Here is a 23,548-nt window from a genome sequence, read left to right as displayed (position 1 = left end):
GTGGGCGAATTCATCGATCCAATCAGCAACGTGGGTTCCATGGGTATGTTCTCAAGCCTGATTGGAGCTGCGGCACTGGGTGTTTATGCCCTCTGGCAGGACGATTCGCAGAATAATGACGACGATGATTCCTCACCTGGCGGTGGATTGATGCAGCCTGTGGCCTGAAAAGTCCAAGCCTGCCTACCTCCTTTCAGTCACATCCCCTCATAACCATCACCCGTTTGGGTGATGGTTTTTTTGGTTCTGCATAAGAGCCTGGAACAGTCCCACTCTGTTCAGGGCATTTGAGCCACGCTTTGCTCCGATGTTGGTGGTGTTGGCTTCCAGCCGTTTGCTTGCCAGTCCTTGCAGCCATTCCGGCGCAGGCGGTGTCCTGGGAAGCCATTGATGTTCTGCGCAACAAGCTCACGCAGGCTGGTGTGCGTGTGGTTCAAAGGGACTGCTCTCAACGAGGGCTCCAGGGTTTGTATCACCCAAGCAGCGACACCCTTGTGGTTTGTCGCTCGCACAGGTCCCCAGCCCAGGTCTGGGACACCCTTGCCCACGAGGCAACCCATCGCATGCAGCGCTGCATTGGCGGCCCTATCTCAGATCGGAAGCACCATCGCGCCATGTACTCAGCCCTTGCGCGGAGTCATCCGGCGGAGGTGCGTTCGATTCGTGTGTATCCCCGTCAGCAGCAATTGGCTGAACTGGAAGCCAGATACACCGCCAAGCTCCCTCCACGCGATGTTCTGCAGTTGTTCGATCGCTATTGCGGAGCTGAGGTTCGCGTCTGAATGCCGTCAAAACATTGTTTCACCACGATCCATCGGGTTAATCATGAATTCATTACTGATGCAACTAGCGCTGGCTGCCCTCGGTCTGTTCGGTGGCAATGGCCCCATGCCGATGGGGGCTGTTCCCATGGCCGCTGTTCCGATGGGGGGGCTTCCCATCGGAGCTTTTCCTGCGGGAAGAAGACGTCCCGTCATGCCCGTGTCCAGGCCGCTGACCCGTTACCCCACGGCAACAGCGCCAGGTCGCACCTCATCTCTCCAGCTCGCATCACTGGCCACAGCCACATGCTTGATGCGAGAACGACAGCTAAGCCGCGCGCAGGCTGTTGATCTGCTTGATCGCCAGGGCCAGATCTGGGGATGGGAACTACGATGGGGGCAACGCATCCAACTGGCCTCTGTCGATGGAGCGATCAACGCAGCTGGAGGCTGCAGAACCATGGTGCGCAGGATTCAGAACAGCCCTGTATCCATCCCATCAATGGCAACGGTCCCCGTCAATCGGAACCCGGTTCGCACGGATAGCCGCAGTGAACGCGAGGGATTTGGATTGTTTCCCTATCGATGAAGAGCGGAGCGCAGGTTTGCGGATCCTGGTTGATAAGCCTGACCGCGTTGTGGTGATCGCAGCGCTTTGATCAAGGTGGTTTCGGCAGCCCGGTACTGACTGTCTTTGCCAGTTCCGAGCTGTTCCACGGTCAGCGATTCGATCTCCTGATCGCTCAGCTTCACGTCCACATCCGGGCGGATGCCGTTCTTGTGAATATCGGTGCCTTTGGGGGTGAGGTATTTGGCAATGGTGACCGTCAACCCGGATCCATCGGAGAGGCCACGGACGGACTGGACCAATCCCTTGCCAAAGGTCTTCTGACCAACCAGAACGGCTCGTTTGTTGTCTTGGAGTGCCCCGGAGAGAATTTCGCTGGCACTGGCTGATCCTTCATTCACCAGCACCACAACAGGACTGTTGGTCAGCGCGTTGCCAGTGGCGCGGCGCACATCCTGAATGCCATCTCGGGTTTTGGTGCTGACGATGGTGCCTTCATCCAACCATTGCCGTGCAATGTCGATGCTGGCTTCGAGTAGTCCCCCCGGATTGCTGCGCAGATCGAGCACATAGCCCTGAGCACCATCTTGTTCGAGCTCACGGATGGCAGCCCGCATCTCCCGGGCGGCATTGGCATTGAATTGCTTGAGGCGGATATAGCCGACTTTCTTGCCATCGGCTGCTGTATTGAGCCGACTTTCAACCGCATTGATGGCGATACGTGCTCTCTTGAGAGGCACCGTGACCACTTCCCCATTACGGCGCAGCCCAAGAGTGACCTGGCTGCCTTCCTGGCCTCGGATCAGCTTCACAGCATCTTCCGTGGTCATGCCCTTGGTGGGTTTGCCGTCGATCGAGACGATGACGTCCTTGGGTTGCACACCGGCCCTGGAAGCAGGGGTGCCTTCAATCGGGGACACCACAAGAATCTCTTTGGTGTCTTTGTCCAGCGTGATTTGGATGCCAACCCCCGTGAGCTCTCCGGAGGTGTCGATCTGCATCTCCTTGAACTCTTTGGGGTCCAAAAAGCGCGTGTAGGGATCATCGAGGCTGGCGAGCATGCCTCTGATCGCTTCATAAGACTCATTGGTGCCGGCATAGCTCTTGGCCAGCAGATCTCGTCTCAGCCTGGTCCAGGTTTCAGGGGAATACTTTCCTGAAGAGTCGAGAAAATCTCTGTAAACGATCTGCCAGACCTGGTCGATGACCTCCTTGGGGCTGTTGGTAATCGATGAGGAATTGGTGCTGGGGAGGCCAAGACCTGGTGACGCAATAGCGATGGCTGCGGTCAAGCCACCTGCCCCGAGCATCAGCAACAGACCCTTGTGCTGTGCACCAGCCGGTCGAGGACTTTTGGTGGTCATTGATGTCCTTTGGGGCCGTCCTTTCAGATTAACGAGTTCACTCAGGATCGACCCAGCGTCCGTCGTCTTTGATCAGCTGAATCAACGCCTGAACACCATCGGCTTCCGGGACTTTGCGGATCTCTTCGCGACCTCGATAGAGCGCGATGGTGCCCGGACCTTTACCGACATAACCGTAGTCAGCGTCTGCCATCTCGCCCGGACCATTCACGATGCATCCCATCACGGCGATGTCTAGCCCGGAGAGGTGAGAGGTTGCATTTCTCACCTGATTCAGCACTTCCTCGAGATTAAACAAAGTGCGACCGCAGCTCGGGCAGGCCACGTATTCGACCATGGTCTTGCGTAAGCCAATGGCCTGCAGAATCGAGTAGCAGACGGGGATTTCCTTTTCAGGAGACTCAGTCAGCGAGACTCGGATCGTGTCTCCGAGACCCTCGGACAGCAGGGTTGCGATTCCTGCGGTGCTTTTAATGCGGCCGTAATCGCCATCACCGGCCTCGGTCACTCCAAGGTGCAGGGGGAAATTGAACCCTGCATTGTCGAGTGTGTCGGCCATCATTCGATAGGCAGCGAGCATCACAGGGGCCCTGGAAGCCTTCATCGAAATCACGATGTTGTGGAAATCGAGGTCGTCGCAGATCCGCACAAATTCCATGGCCGACGCCACCATTCCCTCGGGGGTATCGCCGTAGGTGAACAACATGCGCTCCGCCAGAGAGCCGTGATTCACCCCAATCCGCAGAGCTTTGTTCTCCTTCTTCAGTGCTTCGACTAGTGGCGAAAATTTGTCCTTGATGCGCTCGCCGATGGCATCGAATTCCTCCTGACTGAAGTCCTGTCGGTTTGGATCTGGTTTGTCGAAGACGAACAGACCGGGATTGATCCGCACCTTGTCCACGTGCTTGACCACTTCCAGAGCAATCCGAATGCCGTTGTGGTGAACATCCGCCACAAGAGGAACATTGCATCCCTGGGCGCGCAAAGCCGCACGGATCTGGCCCATGGCTTTGGCGTGGGCCAGGGTGGGCGTGGTCACCCGCACGATCTCGCAGCCGACATCAACGAGTCGACGGATCCCGGCCACGGATCCTTCGATGTCGAGGGTGTCCTCGTTGATCATCGATTGAACGGCCACCGGGTGCTCACTGCCGATGGGGACTTCGCCGACCATGACCGTGCGCGTACTGCGCCTGCGAATCACCGTGTCGTAACGGGGATTGATGGCAACTTCACTGCTGCTTACAGGAGCACTGGTCAAGGTGCCGGTCATGGATCGGACGGGTTCTGAGCCAAACCTTGGCATAGACGTCAGCGCAATGACTTGCTGATGTCCCAGTCGAGCGACATTTAGCGCTCAACGTGAACATGGACCCTGGTGCATCTCAATGGCTCAGCTCAACTCAGTTCAGCTCGAGCAGCTGCAGTCGGCGTTTGGCTTCTCGCAGATCCTGCAGGGTCAGGTCCTGGGGTGTACCAGCCTCGCGAGAGCGGAAGCGCAACAGGTAGGAGGGATGAAACACCGGCATGAAGTCGCGGCCGTCATGGCTCTGCCACTGGCCCCTCATCTTGCTGATGCCGCTTCGGACGCCAAGTAGCGCCTGCAGGGCTGTGGCGCCTGAGAGCAACACGAGTGTGGGATCAATCAGATCGATCTGTTGCCTCAGCCAGGGGCGAGAGATGTCGATCTCCTTCGCTGTCGGCTTGCGGTTGTTGGGTGGCCTGCACTTGATCACATTGCAGATGTAGACCTCGTTTTGTTCATCCAGGCCTGCTTCGACCATGAGTTCACTGAGCAGCTGTCCTGAGCGACCCACGAACGGCACACCACGGGCATCCTCCTCCGCTCCGGGTGCTTCGCCGATCAGCATCAGGCGGGCATTCGGATTGCCACGTCCAACCACCAGCTGAGGGCTCTGCTCGCCAAGGTTGATCGGGTTCAGCGCTGGTTTTGTCATCAAATCGTCCGTTCTGATGATTCAGGCCGAAGCACAAGCAGCAAAAAACTCTGGCCCTCTGGATCCTCCAGCCAGCATTCCGCTCCGAAAGATTCCAGCCTCGGTTCTTCTGTGCTTCTGCCTCCGAGTTGAATCACGTGCTGATGCCAAGCCTGGAGCTCCAGCAGGGGGTCAGCCGTTGTCCGTCGTTGCAGGCATGGCGCCAGCGCCGAGCCTGAGGCAGGCCATGGACGCTTGCGTGAGGGTGTGTAAATCTGCAGGCTTGCCTGTCCTTGCAGAGGAACAATCCAGTGATGTGCTGCCACGCCAGGTTTGGGGTTGGTGCCCAGAAGATCCGCATAGAACCTCGCCAGTTGCTCGGGACTGCGTGAGGCGAGCACCCAGCTCAGAGCAATGTCGTCACTAGTCATTCCGACATGATCCTTGGTCTGGAGCCTGGCTGTGTGAGTCGTTTCTGGGTTGTCGTGCACAACACGTCTTCTCTGTTGTTTTTGACACCACATCAGGCAGGATGATCAAGCTTCTACCTGCGCATCCACTGGAGGGGTGCCGCTCTGATGTCACGCCCGCCATCCCTTTCAAGCCGGGCTGAAGCCCTCCAGCCTTCTCTCACCTTGGCGATCAGTGCAAGGGCCAAGGCCTTGCAGCAGGAGGGTCGCGATATCTGCAGCCTCAGTGCCGGGGAGCCCGATTTCGGCACACCCTCATTCATCGTTGAGGCTTCAATCCAGGCGCTGCGTGACGGGGTCACGCGTTATGGACCTGCGGCTGGAGACCCTGCCCTGAGGCGGGCGATCGCCAGCAAGATCACCAACGAAAACGGTCTCCCCACGACGGCAGACGAGGTGCTGGTGACTAACGGGGGCAAGCAGGCCATCTTCAACCTGTTCCAGGTGTTGCTCAACCCAGGCGATGAGGTGTTGATTCCTGCGCCCTACTGGCTCAGTTATCCCGAGATGGCCCGCCTGGCCGGTGCAAAGCCGATTTCAGTTCCATCGTCAGCGCTCGACGGTTTCTGCCTGGATCTGCAGGCCCTCGAGGCAGCAATCACTCCGGCCACCCGTTTGCTGGTGATCAATTCACCGGGCAACCCCACCGGCCGTGTTCTCAGTCTTGATGAGTTGCAGCAATTGGCCGAGCTTGTGCGGCGTCATCCGCGTCTGCTGGTCATGACCGATGAGATCTATGAATATCTGTTGGATGACGGCGTTGAGCACCACAGCTTCGCTGCTCTGGCGCCTGATCTGAGAGATCGATGTTTCATGGTGAATGGCTTCGCCAAGGGCTGGGCGATGACCGGATGGCGCCTTGGCTATCTCAGTGGCCCCGCCTCAGTGATCAAGGCAGCCTCCGCTCTTCAGAGCCAGAGCACCAGCAATGTGTGCAGCTTTGCGCAGCGAGGAGCCATCGCCGCCATCGAGGGCTCCAGGGACTGTGTGAGACAAATGGCGGAGAGCTACAACGAGCGCCGGACCATTCTCGTTCAGGGGCTCCAGGCCCTCCCAGGCATCACGCTCGTTCCTCCCAATGGAGCCTTTTACGCCTTTCCCCAGCTTCCCGACGGATGCGGTGATTCGGTGAGTTTCTGTAAGAAGGCTCTGGAGGAGGAGGGGCTGGCCATCGTCCCTGGTGGCGCCTTTGGAGACGACCGCTGCGTGCGTCTGTCCTGTGCTGTCTCGCGTGAGACGATCGCTGATGGGTTGTCTCGCCTCGCCCGCTTGCTTCCAGCTGGCTGAGATCGGGAAACACTCTCATCACTCACAAGGTTTTTAGCGACATGCCTTCACGAGAACGCCAGGCCGTTGCCCTGCTGGCCGTACTGCTATGCCAAGGGGCAACGGTCTTGCCTGTTATTGCTCAGCCCACATTCAAGGTGGGGGCCATTCCTGATCAGAATCCTGAGCGACTGAATCGTCTCTATGGCCAGTTGGCAGACGAATTGAGTGATCGCCTCGATGTGAAGGTGCGCTATGTACCGGTCAGCAACTACCCAGCGGCTGTGAGCGCTTTTCGCACTGGTGGACTGGATCTCGTCTGGTTTGGTGGCCTCACCGGTGTGCAGGCCCGCCTGCAGACGCCAGGGGCTCAGGTGCTTGCTCAGCGCGACATTGATGCCCGCTTCCGCAGTGTATTCATTGCCAACACAAGCTCCGGGCTGCAACCGATCAGCTCGATCAACGGTCTCACCAGTCTGCGAGGCAAGCGGTTTTCTTTCGGTTCAGAGAGCTCGACCTCCGGCCGTTTGATGCCACAACATTTTCTTGCCAAAGCCGGAGTGACTCCGAGTCAGTTCAGTGGTGGTCGAGCCGGATTCAGTGGCAGCCATGACGCCACGATCGCCGTGGTGCAGAGCGGTGCCTATGAAGCGGGTGCGCTCAATGAGCAGGTCTGGACATCAGCGGTGAACGACGGGCGCGTGAACACCGAGAAGGTGAGTGTGATCTGGCGAACGCCTGAATACGTTGATTACCACTGGGTTGTTCGCCCGAAGCTCGATCAGCGGTTCGGGAAGGGTTTCACCACGCGCCTTCAGAAAGCGATCCTCGGCCTTGAGCCCACCACGCCGCGTCAGGTGACCATTCTTGAGCTGTTTGCGGCCAAGCGCTTCATTCCGGCAGAGGCGAGTCAGTACAAGCCGATCGAAAAGGTGGGCCGGGAGCTGGGCAAGATCAGGTGACAGCGTTGTTGGAGCTCGATGAGGTGCGTGTTGCCGGTCCCCACGGGGATCGGCTGAACGCTGTCAGTCTCAGGCTCCAGAACGGTGAGCGCATCGCCCTGCTCGGACGCAGCGGTGCTGGCAAGAGTTCTCTGATTGGTGTTCTCAACGGCAGCCTGCTGCCAGCAGCAGGGCACGTGCGCTTTCAGGGTGAGGCACTTGCGTCGCTCAGCCGGCGACAGCGCGCACGGATCGGCACCCTCTGGCAGGACCTGCGTCTGATCGAAGAGCTCAGCATTGGGCAGAACGTCAATGCCGGCGCTCTTGGCCGCCGTCGCCTGCCATGGGCTTTGGGCAACCTGTTGTTTCGGATTGATGCGGAGGCCAGTCGATCCTGTCTGCGCCAGGCAGGTCTGGAGGAATCGCTGCTGGCTGATACGGGGCTTGATCTTCCTGTGGGGCAGTTGTCGGGAGGTCAGCGGCAGCGCGTGGCCCTGGCTCGACTGTTTCGACAACAACCTGATCTGATGCTGGCGGATGAACCCCTTGCCAGTCTTGATCCCGCCATCGCGGCCGAAGTCTTGGAGAGACTTCTCACCCCTGAATCCGATGGCACTCTGCGCAGTGGAGCGCAGGCTGTGGTGGTGTCCTTGCATCGCCCAGAGCTGATCGATCGTTTTGATCGGGTGCTTGGCCTTCGCGCAGGACGGCTTGTGATCGATACGCCTGCATCGACTGTCTCAGCCAATGATCTGCGCGATCTGTATGCGCCGTGATTGCTCCAATGCGGCCTACTGCTCCCGCCCTTGTGCTGTTGCCGGCTTTTGCTCTGCTGCCGGTTCTGATTGTGGTGCTGAATGGAGCCCATGGCGGTGGGGCGGAGATTTTGGGTTCCTTTGTGGTCGGCGCCGTCAGTCCTTCCATGGATCCGGCTCTGTTGAAGGCCTTGCTGATCGGTCTGCAGGTGACGATCGCTACGGCACTCACTGGATGGAGCTGGAGTCTTGTGCTCGGCGTGTTGTTGGGGTGTCTGAGTTCGGAGCGTCTCTGGCTCACCTGGTCTCTTCCTGTCTGGCCAGCGATCGTGCTGCGGCGCCTGATGGCTCTGCCCCGCTCCGTCCATGAGCTGATTTGGGGATTGCTGCTTCTGCAGGTGCTTGGTCTGCATCCCTGGGTTGCGGTGATGGCGATCTCGATTCCCTATTCATGCCTGATCGCCCGGGTCTGGCGCGATCAGCTGCAAAGCCTCGATCCTTCCCGGCTTCAGGCCATGCTCCAGACCGGCTCTTCTCCCATGGCTGCCTGCATGACGGCGTTGTCGCCTGCCATGGGCTCGGTGCTGGTCAGTTACGGGGGCTACCGACTGGAGTGTGCGTTGCGTAGTGCCACCTTGCTTGGGGTCTTCGGGCTTGGCGGTCTGGGGATGGATCTGGAACTGAGTCTGAAATCTCTGCAGTTCCATGAACTGTGGACGGGACTGTGGTTGTTGACGCTGGTCACGATTGCTCTGGAGCAGGGACTCCGCTGTTGGAGGAGCTGGGGTCAAGAGGCTCAATTCGGACAGCGCCAGGTCATGGGGTTTGCCGTCGCGGTTGTGCTGTCAGCAGGTCTTGGCGGTGTCTGGTTGGCTCACCTGTTTCCCGATGCAGGCTCCCTGATCTGGCTTCCTTTGCAATGGCCTGATTTCAGCAGTCTTCGCTTGGCGGCAGAGGAGCTCCCTTGGATCTCGATGCTGTGGGACACCTTGATCCTGACTGTGCTGGCGGCTGGAATCGCCATTGGCTTGCCGCCATTGCTGCTTCTGCTGACCCCAGCGCCTCTCTGGCAACGCTGCATCAGTGGCTTTTGGGTCCTGGTGCGGGTGATACCCCCACCTCTTGCTGTGTTTCTGTTGTTGCTCAGCAACCAGCCAACTCTGGCGATTGGTGCACTGGCGCTGGGGCTCCATAACAGCGGTGTGATGGGGAGATTGCTGCAGGAGGGTTTGCAGCAGCAGGACAACTCCGCTCAAGTTGCTCTGACCAGCAGCGGTGCGTCCTCGCAGATGGGCTGGCTGTATGGATTACTCAGTCCCAGGAGCCCTTCCCATCTCGCCTATGGGGCTTATCGCAGTGATGTGATTCTGCGTGAAACGGTGGTGGTCGGTCTGATCGGTGGAAGCGGTCTGGGCTGGCAACTGTTGGAGTCGCTCAGTTCCTTTCACTGGGCGGCGGTGTTGTTGTTGATCACCACCTATGCGGTGCTGACCCTGATCGGTGAATGGCTCAGTGATCAGTCACGGCAGCACTGGCTGCAAAGCTGACCCTGTTCAGCCGAACAGTAGTGGATTGATGCGGGCTCCCCGTCAACTGATCGTGATTGGAGACAGCGGCGTGGTGGGCTGGGGAGATCGTGAGCGAGGTGGATGGTGTGAACGTCTTCGCTGCCATTGGATGCAGCTCCCGGATGCGCCGCTGATCTACGGGCTCGGTGTTCGCGGTGACGGTCTCGAGGCCGTGTCAGCTCGATGGGAACGCGAGTGGTCTTGCCGAGGAGAATTGCGCCGGAAGAAGCCCGAGGCCCTGTTGTTATCGGTGGGGCTCAATGACACGGCTCGGGTCGGTCGCTCTGACGGCCGACAACCTCTTGATGCGCAGGCCTTTCGCTTCGGCTTTGAACAGCTGCTGCGGGCCATTCAGCCCCATGGCTCCGTTTTTGTCCTCGGGTTGACGCCTGTCGATGAACACGCCATGCCATTCGCCGACTGTCTTTGGTACCGCAACAGCGACATTGCTCTGCATGAAGCCCAGATCGAGGAAGCCTGTCTTGAGGTGGATGTTCCTTATCTCAGCCTTCACCGGGCCATGCAGGCTGAGCCTGACTGGTTGCAATGGCTGGAGCCGGATGGCATTCATCTCAATGCCGATGGCCATTCCTGGATCGAGCAACGTCTGCGCTCCTGGAATGCACTCCAGCAATGGGCTGGGCTGCAGCCCTTGCAACAGGTCATGCCCTGCTGATCAGAATCAGAATCGTGCGTGTCAGCCGGTTGAATCTTCTCTGTTGATGCGCGGGCTCTTGAGCAGCTGTGCGAGTGCCCCTAGCGGCCACCCGAGGTTGCGCAAGTGGCGAGCGAGAGATCTCGATGCCTCGTAATAGCCCTCCCCGTAGCTGTGGGAGTAGCCGATCTCCTTCAACGTCAAGAGGAGCAGTCGGTGCTCGCGACGTGTTCCTTCCCTTGCCTCCAGCAATTGGAAGCCTCGCTCTCTGAGCTGTTTGAGGGACTGTTCGTTCAGATCGTCTTGGAACCCCAGGTACATCACATGGTCGATCTCTCTGTACGCGGTAAAAACGCGTGCGCCACGGTGGATTTCCAGGAACTGGTAGCGCTCCGTGACAGCGATCACGGCATCCATGCAGGGGGCTAGGAGGGCATCCTCGATCTGAACGATGTTCATGGCGTTGCGCTGCCGGCGGCCAGACGTTCTTCGCAGGCCACTTCGTAGTTGCGGACTGCACCGGCAGGGATCGAACCGTTGCTTTTGAGTTGGCGTACAGACAGCTCAACACACTGCAAGACCACGCTGGTCAGCTCGCGACCCTCGCACTGAGCCCAGCTGCGAAGCAGCACGTGCAGGCTCGGTGGAACGGAAACCGTGAGCTTCACCTGGTTTTCCCGTTGGGGCGCCATCCGCTCGGTCTTCACGTCACCTGCACCATAGCTCGAAGTGACTGTGAAGTCACTAGACAGTTACTGTGAAGTTGCTTCAGAGTTGCTTTGAGCCGGTTTTGTGTGGTTTTGGTGCCGTGATCGTTGTCGTCAGTCGCTTCTGGGTGTCTGCGCGAGCACTGATGGTCTCAGCGGACCCAGGTGATCATGCGGTTGTTCGCAGGCATCAAGGTGATGTTCTGAAGCGTCAAGCCCGCCGTGCAGGCTTGTTTCAGAACGCTCGTCTGGTCCCGTACTCCCCAGTCAGGGTTCCTTTCGCGTAAGGAGGCATCGAAGCTTCGATTGCTTTCACTGATGTGATGGCCATCAACGCTGAAGGGCCCATACACGCAGAGTGTTCCACCGCTTGGCAGCACTGCCGCTGATTGCGTGAACAGGGCGGTTGTGCAGTTCCAGTCAGAAATATGGAGCAGGTTGATCGCAACCACGGCCTGTGCAGGCTCTGTCAGTTGTTTCAGCCAGCCTTTGTCTCTCACGTCCAGTTGCAGCGCAGCCGGCATCTTCAGGGTCAGCTGTTCGTGACGAATCCAAGAGTCGATGCTTCGGCAATGCTCAGGATCGGGATCACTGCATTGCCAGGTGAGCTCTGGAAAGCGTTTCTGGAAGGTGACGCCGTGCTCGCCGGACCCACTGGCGATTTCAAGAATCAATCCTTTGGATGGGAGCTGTTGCGACAGCACATCTCCAATCGGGATGCGGTTGCGCTGGGTTGCAGGGAAGATCAGGCGTTCATCGCCGAAGCCGGAATTCATGCGATCAGTGCTGTCGGTTTCAATCTGTTGTTGGGCGGTTTGCGCGCATCCTTTCAGCCTGCTTTATGTGTGTTGAGCATGAAGTCAGCGACAGCTCCCGATAACTTGAAGGCATCAATCGGGAGATTGCGTTGCCGCTCGGTTCGGTTGCCGACTATCTCGACTGGGTGATCAGTTTTGACGTCAACAAAGTTCGTCAGGAAGTGATGCTGCTTCGCAGGCGCTTCCCGGATGCGACGGCCTATGAGCTTGCGGAGCAAGCCTTCAGCGACGTGCGTCTGCGTGTGATCACAGCCGGCGCTGCCATGGGCTTGGCGGCGAATCCGCTGCTCAGTGTGGCTGGTGCGCTGGCTGATCTTTCCGTCACCACCCGTGCACAGCTTTTCGCTGCGGCCTGTGCGGCCGAACTCTTGATTCCCGGTTTCCTCGACAGCGAAGCAGCTCGATATGAATTGCTCATTCCTGTGTTCGGCTCGACTGTGATCAGTCAGTTGGCTGTGGAGTTTGGTCTTAAGGCTGTGAAGACCACCACGCGAGACGTTGTGCTCAGATTGATCAACCAGCGCAGCCTGAGCCTGATTAATGCAGTGATGACAAGGGTTTTCGGTCGCAGGGTGACGAAGAGAGCCTTGATCACTAAAACGATTCCCCTCGTGGGTTGCCTGGTCGGTGGCGCCTGGAATGCCTTGGAAGTTGAGCTGATCCGGAACCGCACGCTGCGTTACCTCACCAACCAATTCATGGACCCTGTGAGAGTTGTCGAAGTCGAAGCGGTGGCTGGCTGACGCAGGCAGTCTGCGTTTGATTGCTGGAGTCACGAGCAACACATCAGAGTGTTGTGATTCACACAGCCATTGCTCGAGCTCTGTCGCTGAATGGTCTGAGCTGATTTTTGCGGATGAGTTATGAACCTGGCAGCTTGGACTGTCGTCTGTTGATTGATGCCAAGCATCACTTGGAGCTTGCACTGGCTTCACTCAGTGGTCTTCCCCAGAGCGATCACATTCAAAGACAGCTCAAAGCCGTTCATCAGCAGCTTGAGGGCATGCATGATCTAAAGAGATCTCTTCAGGTTGACAATGCCTGATCACTCACAGTTGCTCACTGGAACTGGATTGATTGGACGCGCTTCTGGGTGACAATGACATCATCCACTTCAGCCCACATGTTCGAAAAGAAGGATCGTCCTGCCTGGCTCAACTGGTTGTTCCTGGGCATTTTCCTGCTGTCGAGTTGGCAACTCGCCGGCTTCTGGTTTGAGAAGCTGCACGGTTGAATCCCGTTTTCACTCGGCTGCGATCGCCTTGGCGGTGGTGCGAGGCACCTCTGCCGCCGGCTGGGCGGATGTTCTATTCAGTTCACGCTCGAGCGCTTCAACCCGGCGCTCACGCAGACAATGTTTGCAGCCGCCAGTGGTCTGGAGGTGTCGTTCAGGCGTGATGGTGATTTCCTGAACAGGGTGTTTGCAACAACGGATTTTCACAGGGCTCTTGAAGCTCCGCCATTGGATACCGGAGTAGTCGAACTGATCACCGAAGCGCTGTTGAGCTCGCTTCAGGAACGTTTCCAGCGTGATCCGTGCTCCCATCTCTTCAATCTATGGGCAGTGCCCGGCAACTTCGCTCACCCTGTTATCCGTCTTCACGCTCCATCAAGGCTGCGTGAGCGCCAGAGTGCTCGGCCGTGAGGGTGTGCAGCGGATGGCCGCAAACGAGGCCGTTGAAGTGATGAACTGGACCCATCAGCCAGCCTGGCTATCGCCTGACGACCGCCAGATCTGGATGGATCGCTGCGTTCAGCAGATCAACTGGGATCAGCCGCAGGTCCGCGTTTATGGACGATGGCATCGCGTGCCAAGACTGACGGCTTTTCTGGCCGATCATCAGGTTGCCTATCGGTACAGCGGTGCAGTTCACCGTGGAGAGGGCTGGCCGGACTGGTTCCGTCCACTGCTGGATCTTGTCTCGTCCAGAAGCTCAGCGCCGTTCAATGGCTGTCTTTTCAATCTCTATCGCGATGGTCAGGACCGGATGGGCTGGCACGCTGATGACGAGCCAGAGATTGATGCCTCGTTTCCGATTGCTTCGCTGTCGCTGGGATCAAGCAGGGATTTGCAATTCCGTCATCGAGTCAGTGGAGCCCGTTGCGATGTCTCACTGGCTGACGGCGATCTGCTGCTGATGGATCCTGATTGTCAGAGGCTCTGGATGCATGGCTTGCCGGTCAGAAAGCGTGTGAAGCAAGCAAGGCTCAACCTCACGTTCAGGGTGTTCCGTTCAGTGGACTGATCAGCAGACCCCAAATCGGCACAGTGATCAGCGCGACAAGTGTGCTGATCAAGATCAGTTGTGCTGGTCTGGCTGAGTTCACTTGTTCGGATTCAGCGATCAGCAGAACGGAAATTGCGGTTGGGGCAGCTGCCTGCAGAACCAACGCCTGACGTGCATAGCCAGGCAGGGGAAAGGCCAGGCTGATCAGCAGCATGAGGGTCGGAAACACCACAAGTTTGTAGATCAGCGGAGCAGTTAGATCGACTCCCGGGCTCTTCAGCTTTCGTGCAGCGATATCCCCCAGCCGCATGCCCACCACAACCAGCGCCAGCACGATCACAGCTCGCGATGGCAGCCAAAGAGCATCACGGATTGGTTCATGCCACGGGGTTGCCTTCACGATCAGTGCCCCAAGCAATCCCCTAGTGGCTGGACTGGCGCTGAGATGTCCAAGCAGATCCCGCCAGCGCCCACGGGTGGTTCCCGCTTGGCCTCTTCGGCTGAGCCAGAGAGGTCCCAGGCTCCAGGTCAAAAGGGTTGCGCCCAGGTCGTAGCCAATGCTCACCGCTAGCGCCTCCGGTGGAAGCAGGGCCAGGGTGGCTGGAATCCCGAAGTAAGCCGTGTTGCCGATGCAGCTGCCCATCTGCAGATCCGGCTGGCCCAGAGCAGCGATGCCAGAACTCAACAAGTGCAGGATCACCAGCATGAGTGCGATGGCTGCAACCGCGAGCAGCGCCATCCCAAACAGCGACCCGTTGATTCCGCCATGCAGCAGTAGCCCCATCAGGCTCAAAGGAACGCCAAATCGCACCAGCGGAAGGGCTAGTGGTGCGATCCACTGGGGTCGCCATCGTCCAATCAGTGCTCCCCCGAGCAGGCAGGGAGCCATCTCCCAGAGGAGGTTCAGCACGGGGCATGCATCAACACATCAACAGTAGAAACCAAGCCCCTTGTGCCAGACTTCTATCCGTCCGTGCCAAGGGGTCATTTTGAGCGTCGCCGCACCCTCCTGCTTGATACAACGGCATTTTCTTCAGCTCAGCGCGACCCTGGCTGAGCGATGCCAGCAGCTGCAGCTGGAGCTGTCTGATCAGGTGGCCAGCCTCCCTTTTGGTAATGAGCGTTGGTTGGTGACCGAACGGGAGCTCTCGGCGGCAGAGGATGCGCTGCTGCGTCTCCATAACCGTGTGGATCAGCTTGTCTCGATCCAGTAGTAGCGAAGTGGGATGCCAAACGTCACCACGTCATGTGGATCGCTTGGCAGCAAGGCCACGACGGCAAGTTCTCGGTCGTCGAAGGCTTCCTTGGATTTGACAACGAAGGATGCCGCATCCGACGCGCTCCATAGAGGTGCTCCACCGCTGCGTTCTTCGCGATAGACCTCGAAGAGTCCTGCAAACTCCTCTCCATAGTCGACATTGCTGAGCATGAGCTCCAATGCGGACTGATCACTCCTGGTCTGGATCAGTTCGAACAGCTGTTGCATCAGTGGATGGTCAATGGTCGTGGAGACCCGGACAACATTGCCGATCGTTCCCACCGCAGTGACGTGGAATCGTCGTCTATCGGAACGGGCATCGATCACCGCGACGGGCAGGGTTAGATCCCACTGACGATGAGCCCCCACTTCGATGGCAAGGTCGCGGAGATCTTCGGCGTGGTCTTCGCACAGCTGCTGAACCCGTTCGCGTTGGTCCATAACGCGTTACGGGTGTGGGTGAGCCGATAACTGGATCGTTCGGTTGCCTGGCCTGCAGAGCTCCAGATCAAGTCTGGCTGCATCCTTCGTTCTGTTCTCCACGATCAGCATTGATGTGCGATCTCTCCAACACATCCTCACCATGGCCAAGTCCTTGGCAAAACAACAGGTTCCTGCGGACCAGATCCTGATCAGTGCGCCATTTGATTGAGAAAACGTCGGCTGCGTTCCTCCTTTGCCTGGGTGAAGAATGTGGATGAGTCCGTCAGTTCCACGACCCGACCTGCATCCATGAACAAGACCCGGTCGGCGACTTCACGCGCGAATCCGAGCTCATGGGTCACAACAATCATCGTCATGCCATCGGCAGCAAGTCTGCGCATGGCATCCAGCACTTCCTTAACCCGTTCTGGATCCAGGGCACTGGTGGGCTCGTCAAACAACATCAGCTCGGGATCCATGGCCAGTGCTCTGGCGATGGCCACCCGTTGTTGCTGACCTCCGCTCAATTCAGAGGGATATTTCATGGCCTGGTCGGCAATCCCCATTTGTGCCAAAAGGCCGCGAGCCCGTTCTTCTGCATTGGCTTTGCTGATCTTCCTCACACGGATCGGTGCCAACGTGATGTTGTCGAGGATCGATAGATGCGGGAACAGGTTGAATTGTTGGAACACCATCCCGACACGACGGCGAATCCGTCGGATCTGCCGTTCATCCTGATCGGTATCCAGAGGGATGCCGACGATCTTCAGTTGCCCGGCATCGATGGCCTCAAGCCCGTTGAATGTGCGAATCAGCGTGCTCTTGCCGGAACCGGAGGGTCCCATGACCACCAGCACTTCGCCGTGGTTGACGCTGAGGTTCACCTGATCGAGCGCTTTTTGTGAACCGTTGAAGCTCTTGGTGATGGATTCGGCTCTGACGGCAATGGTCATGAAGGAATGGCTGAAGTGGAGGCAGAGGGGCCCTGACGTTCAAGCTGGCGAGCCATGAGGGCCATGGAGGTGCACACCAGCCAGTACAGCCCTGCAAGCCAGATGTAGGTCTCGAGGTGTCGGCCGATATAGGCAGGGTTGGCCAGCAGGCTGCGGCTGATCCCGAGCAGTTCCACCAGTCCAAGGATGGCCATCAAGCTGGTGTTCTGGAGCAGGCCAATGGCTTGATTCGTGAGTGCCGGCACAGCCACGCGCAGAGCTTGAGGCAAAACCACGAGCTGTTGGATCTGCCATGGACCCAGCCCCAGAGCGGCCGCTGCTTCGAGCTGAGTACCCGGAATGGCTTGTAAACCTCCGCGGACATCCTCGGCGACATAGGCGGCCGCAAACAGAGCGAAGGCCACGACGGCTCTGAGCACACGATTGATTTCGATGTCGACAGGCAGAAACAGAGGAAGAAGCAGCTGTCCGAAAAACAGCACGGCAATTAACGGTACGGCTCGCATTCCATCGATGTAAAAGCGACAGAGATGGCGTGGCAGCGTCAGCTTGCTTCTGCGCCCAAGGGCCAGCAGGACCCCCAGTGGCAAAGCCAGAAGACCGCTGAAGCCGGTGAGCAGGACCGTGAGCGTCAAACCACCCCAATCTCTGGAGCTCACGGTCGGCAATCCAGCTCCGCCTGCGAGCAGCAGCAGGCCCAACGGGAGCATGGCGAGCCAGCACCATGACAGAGCTAATCCACTGAGTCGCCAGCGTGCGGACACGAGAGGCTGCAACAAAGTTGCTGCCGTCATCAGGCATAACAATCCAAGCCAAAGACAAGGTCTCCAGCGCTCGTTCTCCGGATAGGCCCCAACGGCGAAAAGCGGCAGATTTTCAGAGACCACAGACCAGTTAGCACCAAAAACCAGCCAGCTCGCTGTGGACCAGACGACCCAAGCGATCAGGGCCAGGATCACAACGCTGAGCAGTGTCTGCAGTGGATGAAGTTTGGCCTGGTGGAGTCGTTTTCGATAGGCAGTCCGTGACCCGGTCATCAATTCCCGGGCTGCTCCGCTGGTGAGCTGAACAGCTTGAGAGCTGAAGTGAACAACGCGACTCCGAACAGAGTTCCCAGTGCCCAGAGGCTGTCGGACGGCCATTCCAACACCAGCAGAACGCCAATTAAGGAGGTGAGTATGCCATCAACAAGGCTCAAGCCACCGGCTGGACCTGATGCACTGGCTCCTGAGGCAAGCTCCATGACACCTTCGACCAACAGCAGGATTCCTGCAAACAAGGTCAGGCTGACTTCACTGTCGATGGGATCAATCAGGATGAAGATTGAGCCACCGATGTACAGCAGTGCTGAGAGAACGCGGAATAGTTTTCCCTGACTGTTGCTCTCCTCGCCGAGTCGTAGAAACTGACCGATGCCTGCGGCAAATGCGATTCCACCAATTCCAATGGTGAGAAGAGTTGCGGAAACAAAGGGAAGCAGGATCGCAGCGATTGCAGCGATGACCAGCAGCACTGCAGCGATACGACGGGAATTCATGGGCTAAGGACTGATCAATTGATGCTAGGTGCGCTGTGCAGGACGAACCACGATTCGATTCAGCACCTGCATGCCTCCATTGATCAGAAGATTCAGTGCAAGAAAGCTCAGCAAAAGGATCAGGAATCCTTCGATGGCTCTACCGGTCTGAGTGATCGCTGTATCACTCACGGCGTAGAGATCTGCAAAGCCAACGGCGATTGCCAGCGTGCTGTTTTTGGCCAGATTTAAATACTGACTGCTCAGGGCCGGAAGAATGGCCGGCAAAGCCTGTGGCAACACAACCTTTTTCAGGCCCAGGAGTTCGCTGATTCCCAGGCTGCGGAATGCTTCCCACTGTCCTTTAGGGACGGAGTCGAGCCCGCCGCGAACCACCTCCGCGATCGCCGCACCAGTGAAGACGCTTAAGCCCACCAAAACCGCAGAAAACTCCACGCTCAGGTTCAGACCGAGGATGGCGACGCCTTGATTGGAGAGGCTGATCAGCGCTCCAACGGGAGCCATCGGTTCGGATGGCAGGCCAAGAAAAGCCACGAAATACCAGAAGAGCAGCTGCAGCAGCAATGGGATTTGGCGGATCAAGCCCACGTACAAGGCCGCCAGCTGCCGGAGTAGGGGATTGAGACTTCGTCTTGCAGCTCCGGCCCCAACACCCAGCACCGTGGCCAGCACGATGCTGCATGCGATCACCCGGAGGCTGTTGAGCCAGCTCACCAGCAAAGCCCAGGCTGTGCTGTCTCCTGGTTGATAGGGAAGTGTGTGTTCGCTGAGTGCGAATCCTGCAGGCTGCCAGAGCCATTCGAAACTCAGCCCTAAGCCTGTGCGGATCAGATTCACCGCCAGGTTGTTGACCAGAATTCCCACAAGCGTGAGAACCAAGATCAACAGGACGATCTCAAGCCATGGGAAGCGTTTCCGTTTCATGGGAACGGTTTCATTGGAATGGTGGCGCGGTGATGACACCTCCATCGCGATGCAACTGATTGAGTCCGCGTGGGATCGGAACGGCGCTGTCTGGTCCCAGGTGTCGGTTGTAGATCTCTCCGTAGTTGCCGGTGGCCCTGATCACGTTCACCACGAAATCATTGCTGAGGCCCAGCTTGTCGCCTAGATCACCCTCAACACCGAGAAACCGTCGCAACTTCGTCAGATCAGGATTGTTCTGCGCCTCTTGAAGCTTGTTGTCGACATTGGCCTGGGTGATTCCCATCTCCTCTGCTGTGATCACTGCATAAACCACCCAGCGCATGGCGTCTGAGAGTTGTTGATCACCACCTGAAGACAGGGGAGCCAGAGGTTCCTTGCTGAGAATATCGCCAAGAATGACGTGCTGCTCAGGTCGCTCAAACCCTGAGCGTGCTGATGCCAGTTGCGAACGGTCTGATGTCATTGCTTGGCAACGTCCCTGGAGATAACCAGCAACCACTTGGTTGAGATCCTGATATTTGATCGGCTTATATGGCAGCCCGAGTGACTGAAACGCATCATTCAGATTCTGTTCGGTCGTGGTGCCTGAGCCAACACAGATCGACTGACCTTTGAGATCTTTAAGACTGCGGATTCCGCTGTTTCGTTGCACCAATAACCCCTGCCCATCGTGGAAAACGACTGGCGCGAAACTCACGCCATTTCCACCTGCAGCATCTCGACTGAGGTTGAACGTTGTGTTGCGTGAAAGAAGATCGATCTCTCCAGTTTTCAGTGCTGTGAATCGTTCCGGCGCTGTGAGCGGTCTGTATTGCACCTTGCTGGGGTCATCGATGATCGCTGCTGCGAAGGCCTTGCATAGATCCACATCAAGGCCCGCATAGCTGCCATCTCTCTGGAGGAAGCTGAAACCTGGGATCTTTCCGCTGACGCCGCATCGCAGTTCTCCCCTTTTGCGAATCAAATCCACCCTTGATGCATCGCCATCTCCAAGGGTTGCGCAGGCTGAAATTGCCAGGCATGCGGAGAGAAGGGAGATCAGTGAGCGACGCTTCGTCATAAGAGTGATCCTTGAAGGGCAATTTTGTCAGAACTTCGAGAGTTTTGATAAGGATGTCTGCTGACCTTGGAGGGAATCTCTACTGTCTTCAGCATGTTGATCAAGAGCCGAAAGATGTCTCGGTTCCGACCGGGATCCTTGTTTGCCATGGCGTTTGTACTGTCCGTGGTTGGTTCTCCTGCTTTGAGCTGGCAGCTCGGTGACCGACAGGCATACAACAACAAGATGGCCTTGCTCAACGTGATGCTTGAGGGAGCCAAGCAGCGTGCCGTTGATACCGACGATCTCCAGACTCTTTGCCTCGTGATGAGCATCGGGAATGACGTGACCGAGCGCTATCTCCAAGAGCATTCCAGCGATCAGCAGATCGAACAGCGATTGCAAGGAATGCGCAATGACTTCTCATCCTGCTTGGGGCTTCTTTACAGCGGCCAGTGAACCTGTTGATTCATCTGTTTGGATCGCAGCCTTGTCAATTCCCCCCCCCCCTCAGCCATGGCCCCCTTCAGGCTGAGAACCGATTCGCTCGAAAAGATTGAGACTTTCTTCGTTTAATCCTTGAACTTCGACCTTTGACCCACCTTGCTGAAGCTTGCGGATGACCTGGTTGAGTGCGCTGACACCGCTTTGATCCCAGATATGAGCTGCTGAAAGATCAATCGTGATTTGACTGGGATGATCATGAACGTCAAATCCCTGAAGAAAATAGATTTTGCTGACGAAAAACAGCTGCCCGGTGACGACGTAGCGGCGCATCTCCTCATTCACATCAACAGCATCAACACGAATCACCTTGGCTACCTTGCGGCTGAACAGGATGCCTGCCAGCGCAACCCCTGCAATCACTCCAAGCGCAAGATTATGTGGGGTGGTGAGCATGGTGACGGCGAAGGTCATCAGCATCACCGCCGTGTCGCTCTTCGGGATTGCCCGAAGGCGACGCAGTCCAGCGATGTCAGCTGTGCTCACGGCGATGCTGATCATCACAGCCACCAGTGCCGCCATGGGGATTTGTTCGAGCCATGGCCGGCCCAGGAGAATCATGGCCAGCAGGCTGACCCCTGAAAAGAGAGTGGAGAGCCGGGTGCGTCCGCCGTTGTCGATATTCATCACCGACTGACCAACGAGGGCGCAGCCCGCCATGCCACCAAACAGTGAAGACACGATGTTGGCAATGCCCTGACCTCGTGCTTCGACGTTCTTGTTGGAGTTGCTGTCGGTGCGGTCGTCGAGGATGTCTTGGGTCAGGAAGGTTTCCATCAGGCCAACAAGTGAGATGGCCAGGGCCGTTGGTAGAACGATGCCCAAGGTCTCGAGGCTGAAGGGCACTTTCATGTCGGCAGGCGAACCGAAGGGCCAGCTCGGCAGCGGCAGTCCGGTTGGCAAGTCCCCGAGGCTGCTGACGGTGGGGATCTCCAGGCTGAAACCGATCGAGATCACGGTCAGCACAACGATGGCCACCAGCTGTGATGGCACCAGTCGTGTGAGGCGCGGCAATCCATAGATGATCACCAGACCAAGCAGGACCAGTCCCCAGACGATCTGAATCTGGCTGCCATGGGGCAGCAGGTCATGGGCGTGGCCCGCCACGTCTGATTCGCCGAAGTGAAGATTGATGCCCAGTTGAGGAAACTGTGCCTGGAAGATCAGCAGCGCCAGCGCGTTCACAAATCCGCTCAGCACGCCAAGAGGCACGAAACGCATCTGGTAAGCCAGGCGCAGCCAACCCCAGAGAATCTGCAGGATGCCTGTCACAACCCCGGCAACCAAGAGGTAGGTCAGCCCCAACCCTTCGCCGCGCGCTTCCCCTGTTGCGACCAGACCGGTCATCAGTAGTGCCGTGGAGCCGGTGGCGGAGGTGATCATTGCCGAGCGACCACCGACGAAAGCGATCGTGATCGACAGCAGAAATGCTCCGAACAGGCCGACCTGCGGATCCACACCCGCGATGCCGGAGAACGCAATCGCCTCCGGAATCATGGCGAAGGCCACCACAAGTCCGGACAGCAGTTCCTTGCTTGGGTTGCCAAAGCCGAGATTCAACTGCCGAGGCGCGGATCCTGAGGCCATCAATCATCTGTTGGGTGCAGGGACCGTAGTTCAGAGCGGCGGCAATCGTCCCTCCGGATCCAGTTCGCTCTTGAGTTGGCGCAGTTCCGGCAACCACTCGCCGAAGGCATCGACCAGTTCCTGGCGATGGTTGGGCAAATGGTCATGCAATTGTGCGAGATGCAATCCCGGGAAGGCCTGGCGGAGGTCGTCACTGACCTGATCCATCCATTGCAGGCTGCGCTCCCGCCCTGAAAGATCTCCAGGATTCCAGCTTGCTGTGATCCATGGTTTCCAGACCGAATCGCGGTGAATGAATGAAGTGCGCTGACGGTCGATTCGCGCTGTTGCTCCGCCGAGTTGCTGAGCGCTGATGCGACATCCACGATGAGGTCGTTCATTGAGTCGCGCGCTCAGTCGCTCAATCAACGGGCCAGCCTGACGCCCCAGGGCTGGACCCAGACGACCGGTCACCTCGCTATGAGCCGCAATGGACGAACCGGTTTCAGAGGCGAGTTTGCCAAAGGTTGGCTGCTCCAGTTGATCCGCGCAGTGCTGAACGGCAGCGTGCTGATCTGTTCCCAGGATCGGATCAAGTCCCGTCAGCGTTTGGGGTGTTGTCTCCTTGGAGCTGCAGTCCACTGCGTAGATCTCCAACCTGTCGCCCCAGCTCCATTGCAGGCTGCATGTTTCAGGCCATTGCTCCGCCATTTGCAGCAGTTCGGGGAGTAACGAGGGACTGATCAAGCCATGGCGTACTCGCAATGGTTGGATTTGTTGGGTCTGCAGGCGCAGGCGTGTGACCACAGCCAGGAACGGTGAGGCACCCATCAGTCCGCGCCAGCGGCGTCCATCCACTGTTGTGTGATCTTCCGAAAAGGAAAAGGACTCACCTGATCCCCAGATCCCTTCGATGGCAGTGATGGAGTCGACAGCGAGGCCTTGAGAGCGGCTCAAGGGACCCATCCCTCCCGTGAGGATGAAGCCGCTTCCGGTCAGGCCGGCAAGTCCAATGGGAATGCTGCGGTTTGATGCTCTTAAGACCTGCAGCAGCTCGGTCATCGTCAGACCGGTGCCGAATTCGATTTCTCGGGAGTTCTCGTGGTAGCTGACTTCCCGATGTCGTTGCAGATCCACTGTCCAGCAGCCATTGGCTGCGCAGCGACTGCTGCTCCCACCTGAGCAAACCCGCAGGGGTGTTGCTCCAAGCGGTTGCCGCATCAGCTGCTTTAACAACTCCGGACCGGGAGTCAGGCAACCAAGGGTGTTTGCATCACTCGCCAGCGGGTTCATGGTCTTTGTT

Annotated in this window: 31 protein-coding genes; 14 read left to right on the top strand and 17 right to left on the bottom strand. The window is 57.9% G+C overall.

Annotation, left to right across the window (positions count from 1 at the left end; all coding sequences use genetic code 11):
- The 3 genes from SIB42_RS11465 to SIB42_RS11455 all read left to right on the top strand — a co-directional run bounded on the left by SIB42_RS11465 (position 1) and on the right by SIB42_RS11455 (position 1,350).
- Positions 1-168 carry a hypothetical protein gene (locus tag SIB42_RS11465; RefSeq protein WP_197459917.1) on the top strand — a complete coding sequence of 56 codons (168 nt, stop codon included), beginning with the start codon at positions 1-3 and terminating at the stop codon, positions 166-168.
- 170 nt (positions 169-338) lie between these two features.
- On the top strand, positions 339-782 hold the full coding sequence (locus SIB42_RS11460; protein WP_231856458.1) for a hypothetical protein: 444 nt from the start codon (positions 339-341) through the stop codon (positions 780-782).
- Between the two features lie 43 nt (positions 783-825).
- Positions 826-1,350 carry a hypothetical protein gene (locus SIB42_RS11455; RefSeq protein ID WP_067096943.1) on the top strand — a complete coding sequence of 175 codons (525 nt, stop codon included), beginning with the start codon at positions 826-828 and terminating at the stop codon, positions 1,348-1,350.
- Here SIB42_RS11455 and SIB42_RS11450 read toward each other — a convergent pair.
- The 4 genes from SIB42_RS11450 to SIB42_RS11435 form a co-directional block, all read right to left on the bottom strand.
- Positions 1,341-2,693 carry a S41 family peptidase gene (locus SIB42_RS11450; protein WP_067096946.1) on the bottom strand — a complete coding sequence of 451 codons (1,353 nt, stop codon included), beginning with the start codon at positions 2,691-2,693 and terminating at the stop codon, positions 1,341-1,343. The two genes, SIB42_RS11455 and SIB42_RS11450, sit on opposite strands and share 10 nt — an antisense overlap.
- Before the next feature lie 37 nt (positions 2,694-2,730).
- Positions 2,731-3,966, bottom strand: a complete 1,236-nt coding sequence (gene ispG, locus SIB42_RS11445; RefSeq protein ID WP_067096949.1) for a (E)-4-hydroxy-3-methylbut-2-enyl-diphosphate synthase — start codon at positions 3,964-3,966, stop codon at positions 2,731-2,733.
- 130 nt (positions 3,967-4,096) lie between these two features.
- Positions 4,097-4,651 (bottom strand): uracil-DNA glycosylase, encoded by a 555-nt coding sequence (locus SIB42_RS11440; RefSeq protein WP_067096953.1) that lies wholly within the window; start codon positions 4,649-4,651, stop codon positions 4,097-4,099.
- Entirely contained in the window at positions 4,651-5,061 is a 411-nt protein-coding gene (locus SIB42_RS11435) for a VOC family protein (protein ID WP_067097166.1), read from the bottom strand. Before SIB42_RS11435 ends, SIB42_RS11440 begins: the two co-directional genes overlap by 1 nt.
- 147 nt (positions 5,062-5,208) lie before the next feature.
- Between SIB42_RS11435 and SIB42_RS11430 the strand changes: the two genes are divergently transcribed.
- From SIB42_RS11430 to SIB42_RS11410, 5 genes are read left to right on the top strand one after another with little or no spacing between them, the layout of a single operon-like run.
- Entirely contained in the window at positions 5,209-6,387 is a 1,179-nt protein-coding gene (locus SIB42_RS11430) for a pyridoxal phosphate-dependent aminotransferase (RefSeq protein ID WP_067096956.1), read from the top strand.
- 41 nt (positions 6,388-6,428) lie between these two features.
- Positions 6,429-7,328 (top strand): putative selenate ABC transporter substrate-binding protein, encoded by a 900-nt coding sequence (locus SIB42_RS11425; RefSeq protein WP_067096960.1) that lies wholly within the window; start codon positions 6,429-6,431, stop codon positions 7,326-7,328.
- Positions 7,325-8,083, top strand: coding sequence for a phosphonate ABC transporter ATP-binding protein (locus SIB42_RS11420; protein ID WP_067096963.1), 759 nt, complete (start codon positions 7,325-7,327; stop codon positions 8,081-8,083). The genes SIB42_RS11425 and SIB42_RS11420 overlap by 4 nt, the downstream gene beginning before the upstream one ends.
- An 8-nt stretch (positions 8,084-8,091) precedes the next feature.
- Positions 8,092-9,609 carry a phosphonate ABC transporter gene (locus tag SIB42_RS11415; RefSeq protein WP_231856459.1) on the top strand — a complete coding sequence of 506 codons (1,518 nt, stop codon included), beginning with the start codon at positions 8,092-8,094 and terminating at the stop codon, positions 9,607-9,609.
- Positions 9,610-9,637: 28 nt separating this feature from the next.
- Positions 9,638-10,306, top strand: coding sequence for a GDSL-type esterase/lipase family protein (locus SIB42_RS11410; RefSeq protein WP_067097173.1), 669 nt, complete (start codon positions 9,638-9,640; stop codon positions 10,304-10,306).
- A gap of 21 nt (positions 10,307-10,327) precedes the next feature.
- Here SIB42_RS11410 and SIB42_RS11405 read toward each other — a convergent pair whose 3' ends face one another.
- The 3 genes from SIB42_RS11405 to SIB42_RS11395 form a co-directional block, all read right to left on the bottom strand.
- The gene (locus SIB42_RS11405) at positions 10,328-10,744 is read right to left on the bottom strand and encodes a hypothetical protein (protein WP_067096966.1); all 417 of its coding nucleotides are present in this window, start codon (positions 10,742-10,744) and stop codon (positions 10,328-10,330) included.
- Positions 10,741-10,977 carry a hypothetical protein gene (locus SIB42_RS11400; protein WP_067096969.1) on the bottom strand — a complete coding sequence of 79 codons (237 nt, stop codon included), beginning with the start codon at positions 10,975-10,977 and terminating at the stop codon, positions 10,741-10,743. The genes SIB42_RS11405 and SIB42_RS11400 overlap by 4 nt, the downstream gene beginning before the upstream one ends.
- Before the next feature lie 167 nt (positions 10,978-11,144).
- Positions 11,145-11,768 (bottom strand): DUF938 domain-containing protein, encoded by a 624-nt coding sequence (locus SIB42_RS11395; protein ID WP_067096972.1) that lies wholly within the window; start codon positions 11,766-11,768, stop codon positions 11,145-11,147.
- Positions 11,769-11,899: 131 nt separating this feature from the next.
- On the opposite strand from SIB42_RS11395, the gene SIB42_RS11390 reads away from it, so the two are divergent.
- From SIB42_RS11390 to SIB42_RS11380, 3 genes are all read left to right on the top strand, one after another.
- Positions 11,900-12,553, top strand: coding sequence for a hypothetical protein (locus SIB42_RS11390; RefSeq protein ID WP_231856460.1), 654 nt, complete (start codon positions 11,900-11,902; stop codon positions 12,551-12,553).
- Positions 12,554-12,666: 113 nt separating this feature from the next.
- Complete coding sequence (locus SIB42_RS11385) at positions 12,667-12,855, top strand: hypothetical protein (RefSeq protein WP_067096978.1); 189 nt, start codon at positions 12,667-12,669, stop codon at positions 12,853-12,855.
- A 54-nt stretch (positions 12,856-12,909) separates the two neighbouring features.
- The gene (locus SIB42_RS11380) at positions 12,910-13,044 is read left to right on the top strand and encodes a hypothetical protein (RefSeq protein ID WP_255359915.1); all 135 of its coding nucleotides are present in this window, start codon (positions 12,910-12,912) and stop codon (positions 13,042-13,044) included.
- 9 nt (positions 13,045-13,053) lie between these two features.
- Here SIB42_RS11380 and SIB42_RS11375 read toward each other — a convergent pair whose 3' ends face one another.
- Positions 13,054-13,356, bottom strand: coding sequence for a hypothetical protein (locus SIB42_RS11375; protein ID WP_067096981.1), 303 nt, complete (start codon positions 13,354-13,356; stop codon positions 13,054-13,056).
- A 139-nt stretch (positions 13,357-13,495) separates the two neighbouring features.
- Between SIB42_RS11375 and SIB42_RS11370 the strand changes: the two genes are divergently transcribed.
- Positions 13,496-14,056: an alpha-ketoglutarate-dependent dioxygenase AlkB family protein gene (locus tag SIB42_RS11370; protein ID WP_156485246.1), complete on the top strand. Its 561-nt coding sequence runs from the start codon at positions 13,496-13,498 to the stop codon at positions 14,054-14,056.
- Here SIB42_RS11370 and SIB42_RS11365 read toward each other — a convergent pair.
- Complete coding sequence (locus SIB42_RS11365) at positions 14,031-14,948, bottom strand: AEC family transporter (protein WP_231856461.1); 918 nt, start codon at positions 14,946-14,948, stop codon at positions 14,031-14,033. The genes SIB42_RS11370 and SIB42_RS11365 overlap by 26 nt on opposite strands.
- Before the next feature lie 103 nt (positions 14,949-15,051).
- On the opposite strand from SIB42_RS11365, the gene SIB42_RS11360 reads away from it, so the two are divergent.
- On the top strand, positions 15,052-15,252 hold the full coding sequence (locus tag SIB42_RS11360) for a hypothetical protein (RefSeq protein ID WP_413327993.1): 201 nt from the start codon (positions 15,052-15,054) through the stop codon (positions 15,250-15,252).
- On the opposite strand, the gene SIB42_RS11355 is transcribed toward SIB42_RS11360, so the two are convergent.
- From SIB42_RS11355 to SIB42_RS11330, 6 genes are all read right to left on the bottom strand, one after another.
- Entirely contained in the window at positions 15,231-15,737 is a 507-nt protein-coding gene (locus tag SIB42_RS11355) for a hypothetical protein (protein WP_067096987.1), read from the bottom strand. The two genes, SIB42_RS11360 and SIB42_RS11355, sit on opposite strands and share 22 nt — an antisense overlap.
- 191 nt (positions 15,738-15,928) lie before the next feature.
- Complete coding sequence (locus tag SIB42_RS11350) at positions 15,929-16,672, bottom strand: amino acid ABC transporter ATP-binding protein (protein ID WP_067096990.1); 744 nt, start codon at positions 16,670-16,672, stop codon at positions 15,929-15,931.
- On the bottom strand, positions 16,669-17,709 hold the full coding sequence (locus SIB42_RS11345) for an amino acid ABC transporter permease (protein WP_067096993.1): 1,041 nt from the start codon (positions 17,707-17,709) through the stop codon (positions 16,669-16,671). The genes SIB42_RS11350 and SIB42_RS11345 overlap by 4 nt, the downstream gene beginning before the upstream one ends.
- A complete protein-coding gene (locus tag SIB42_RS11340) occupies positions 17,709-18,209 on the bottom strand; it encodes an HdeD family acid-resistance protein (RefSeq protein WP_067096997.1) in 501 nt (166 codons plus the stop codon). The genes SIB42_RS11345 and SIB42_RS11340 overlap by 1 nt, the downstream gene beginning before the upstream one ends.
- 24 nt (positions 18,210-18,233) lie before the next feature.
- Entirely contained in the window at positions 18,234-19,133 is a 900-nt protein-coding gene (locus SIB42_RS11335; protein ID WP_067097000.1) for an ABC transporter permease subunit, read from the bottom strand.
- 10 nt (positions 19,134-19,143) lie between these two features.
- Positions 19,144-20,196 carry an amino acid ABC transporter substrate-binding protein gene (locus SIB42_RS11330; RefSeq protein WP_067097003.1) on the bottom strand — a complete coding sequence of 351 codons (1,053 nt, stop codon included), beginning with the start codon at positions 20,194-20,196 and terminating at the stop codon, positions 19,144-19,146.
- A 114-nt stretch (positions 20,197-20,310) separates the two neighbouring features.
- Here SIB42_RS11330 and SIB42_RS11325 point away from each other — a divergent pair, with 114 nt between their 5' ends.
- A complete protein-coding gene (locus SIB42_RS11325) occupies positions 20,311-20,634 on the top strand; it encodes a hypothetical protein (RefSeq protein ID WP_067097006.1) in 324 nt (107 codons plus the stop codon).
- Positions 20,635-20,685: 51 nt separating this feature from the next.
- Here the strand turns inward: SIB42_RS11325 and SIB42_RS11320 are convergent, their stop codons facing one another.
- Together SIB42_RS11320 and SIB42_RS11315 are read right to left on the bottom strand one after the other, a co-directional pair.
- A complete protein-coding gene (locus SIB42_RS11320) occupies positions 20,686-22,266 on the bottom strand; it encodes a SulP family inorganic anion transporter (protein WP_067097009.1) in 1,581 nt (526 codons plus the stop codon).
- Between the two features lie 30 nt (positions 22,267-22,296).
- Positions 22,297-23,538 (bottom strand): FAD-binding oxidoreductase, encoded by a 1,242-nt coding sequence (locus SIB42_RS11315; RefSeq protein ID WP_067097012.1) that lies wholly within the window; start codon positions 23,536-23,538, stop codon positions 22,297-22,299.
- Positions 23,539-23,548 lie beyond the last annotated feature (10 nt).

The sequence above is a fragment of the Synechococcus sp. MIT S9508 genome (assembly GCF_047303045.1).
Lineage (GTDB): Bacteria > Cyanobacteriota > Cyanobacteriia > PCC-6307 > Cyanobiaceae > Synechococcus_C.
This window is presented reverse-complemented; position numbering and strand designations above follow the sequence as displayed.

Excerpts from the sequence above, each read along its gene's own strand:
- SIB42_RS11455 (WP_067096943.1), top strand. The coding sequence starts at position 826 with ATGAATTCATTACTGATGCAACTAGCGCTGGCTGCCCTCGGTCTGTTC.
- SIB42_RS11450 (WP_067096946.1), bottom strand. The coding sequence starts at position 2,693 with ATGACCACCAAAAGTCCTCGACCGGCTGGTGCACAGCACAAGGGTCTG.
- ispG (WP_067096949.1), bottom strand. The coding sequence starts at position 3,966 with ATGACCGGCACCTTGACCAGTGCTCCTGTAAGCAGCAGTGAAGTTGCC.
- SIB42_RS11440 (WP_067096953.1), bottom strand. The coding sequence starts at position 4,651 with ATGACAAAACCAGCGCTGAACCCGATCAACCTTGGCGAGCAGAGCCCT.
- SIB42_RS11435 (WP_067097166.1), bottom strand. The coding sequence starts at position 5,061 with ATGACTAGTGACGACATTGCTCTGAGCTGGGTGCTCGCCTCACGCAGT.
- SIB42_RS11430 (WP_067096956.1), top strand. The coding sequence starts at position 5,209 with ATGTCACGCCCGCCATCCCTTTCAAGCCGGGCTGAAGCCCTCCAGCCT.
- SIB42_RS11425 (WP_067096960.1), top strand. The coding sequence starts at position 6,429 with ATGCCTTCACGAGAACGCCAGGCCGTTGCCCTGCTGGCCGTACTGCTA.
- SIB42_RS11415 (WP_231856459.1), top strand. The coding sequence starts at position 8,092 with ATGCGGCCTACTGCTCCCGCCCTTGTGCTGTTGCCGGCTTTTGCTCTG.
- SIB42_RS11410 (WP_067097173.1), top strand. The coding sequence starts at position 9,638 with ATGCGGGCTCCCCGTCAACTGATCGTGATTGGAGACAGCGGCGTGGTG.
- SIB42_RS11405 (WP_067096966.1), bottom strand. The coding sequence starts at position 10,744 with ATGAACATCGTTCAGATCGAGGATGCCCTCCTAGCCCCCTGCATGGAT.
- SIB42_RS11400 (WP_067096969.1), bottom strand. The coding sequence starts at position 10,977 with ATGGCGCCCCAACGGGAAAACCAGGTGAAGCTCACGGTTTCCGTTCCA.
- SIB42_RS11395 (WP_067096972.1), bottom strand. The coding sequence starts at position 11,768 with ATGAATTCCGGCTTCGGCGATGAACGCCTGATCTTCCCTGCAACCCAG.
- SIB42_RS11385 (WP_067096978.1), top strand. The coding sequence starts at position 12,667 with ATGAGTTATGAACCTGGCAGCTTGGACTGTCGTCTGTTGATTGATGCC.
- SIB42_RS11380 (WP_255359915.1), top strand. The coding sequence starts at position 12,910 with ATGACATCATCCACTTCAGCCCACATGTTCGAAAAGAAGGATCGTCCT.
- SIB42_RS11375 (WP_067096981.1), bottom strand. The coding sequence starts at position 13,356 with ATGGGAGCACGGATCACGCTGGAAACGTTCCTGAAGCGAGCTCAACAG.
- SIB42_RS11370 (WP_156485246.1), top strand. The coding sequence starts at position 13,496 with ATGAACTGGACCCATCAGCCAGCCTGGCTATCGCCTGACGACCGCCAG.
- SIB42_RS11355 (WP_067096987.1), bottom strand. The coding sequence starts at position 15,737 with ATGGACCAACGCGAACGGGTTCAGCAGCTGTGCGAAGACCACGCCGAA.
- SIB42_RS11350 (WP_067096990.1), bottom strand. The coding sequence starts at position 16,672 with ATGACCATTGCCGTCAGAGCCGAATCCATCACCAAGAGCTTCAACGGT.
- SIB42_RS11345 (WP_067096993.1), bottom strand. The coding sequence starts at position 17,709 with ATGACCGGGTCACGGACTGCCTATCGAAAACGACTCCACCAGGCCAAA.
- SIB42_RS11340 (WP_067096997.1), bottom strand. The coding sequence starts at position 18,209 with ATGAATTCCCGTCGTATCGCTGCAGTGCTGCTGGTCATCGCTGCAATC.
- SIB42_RS11335 (WP_067097000.1), bottom strand. The coding sequence starts at position 19,133 with ATGAAACGGAAACGCTTCCCATGGCTTGAGATCGTCCTGTTGATCTTG.
- SIB42_RS11330 (WP_067097003.1), bottom strand. The coding sequence starts at position 20,196 with ATGACGAAGCGTCGCTCACTGATCTCCCTTCTCTCCGCATGCCTGGCA.
- SIB42_RS11325 (WP_067097006.1), top strand. The coding sequence starts at position 20,311 with ATGTCTCGGTTCCGACCGGGATCCTTGTTTGCCATGGCGTTTGTACTG.
- SIB42_RS11320 (WP_067097009.1), bottom strand. The coding sequence starts at position 22,266 with ATGGCCTCAGGATCCGCGCCTCGGCAGTTGAATCTCGGCTTTGGCAAC.
- SIB42_RS11315 (WP_067097012.1), bottom strand. The coding sequence starts at position 23,538 with ATGAACCCGCTGGCGAGTGATGCAAACACCCTTGGTTGCCTGACTCCC.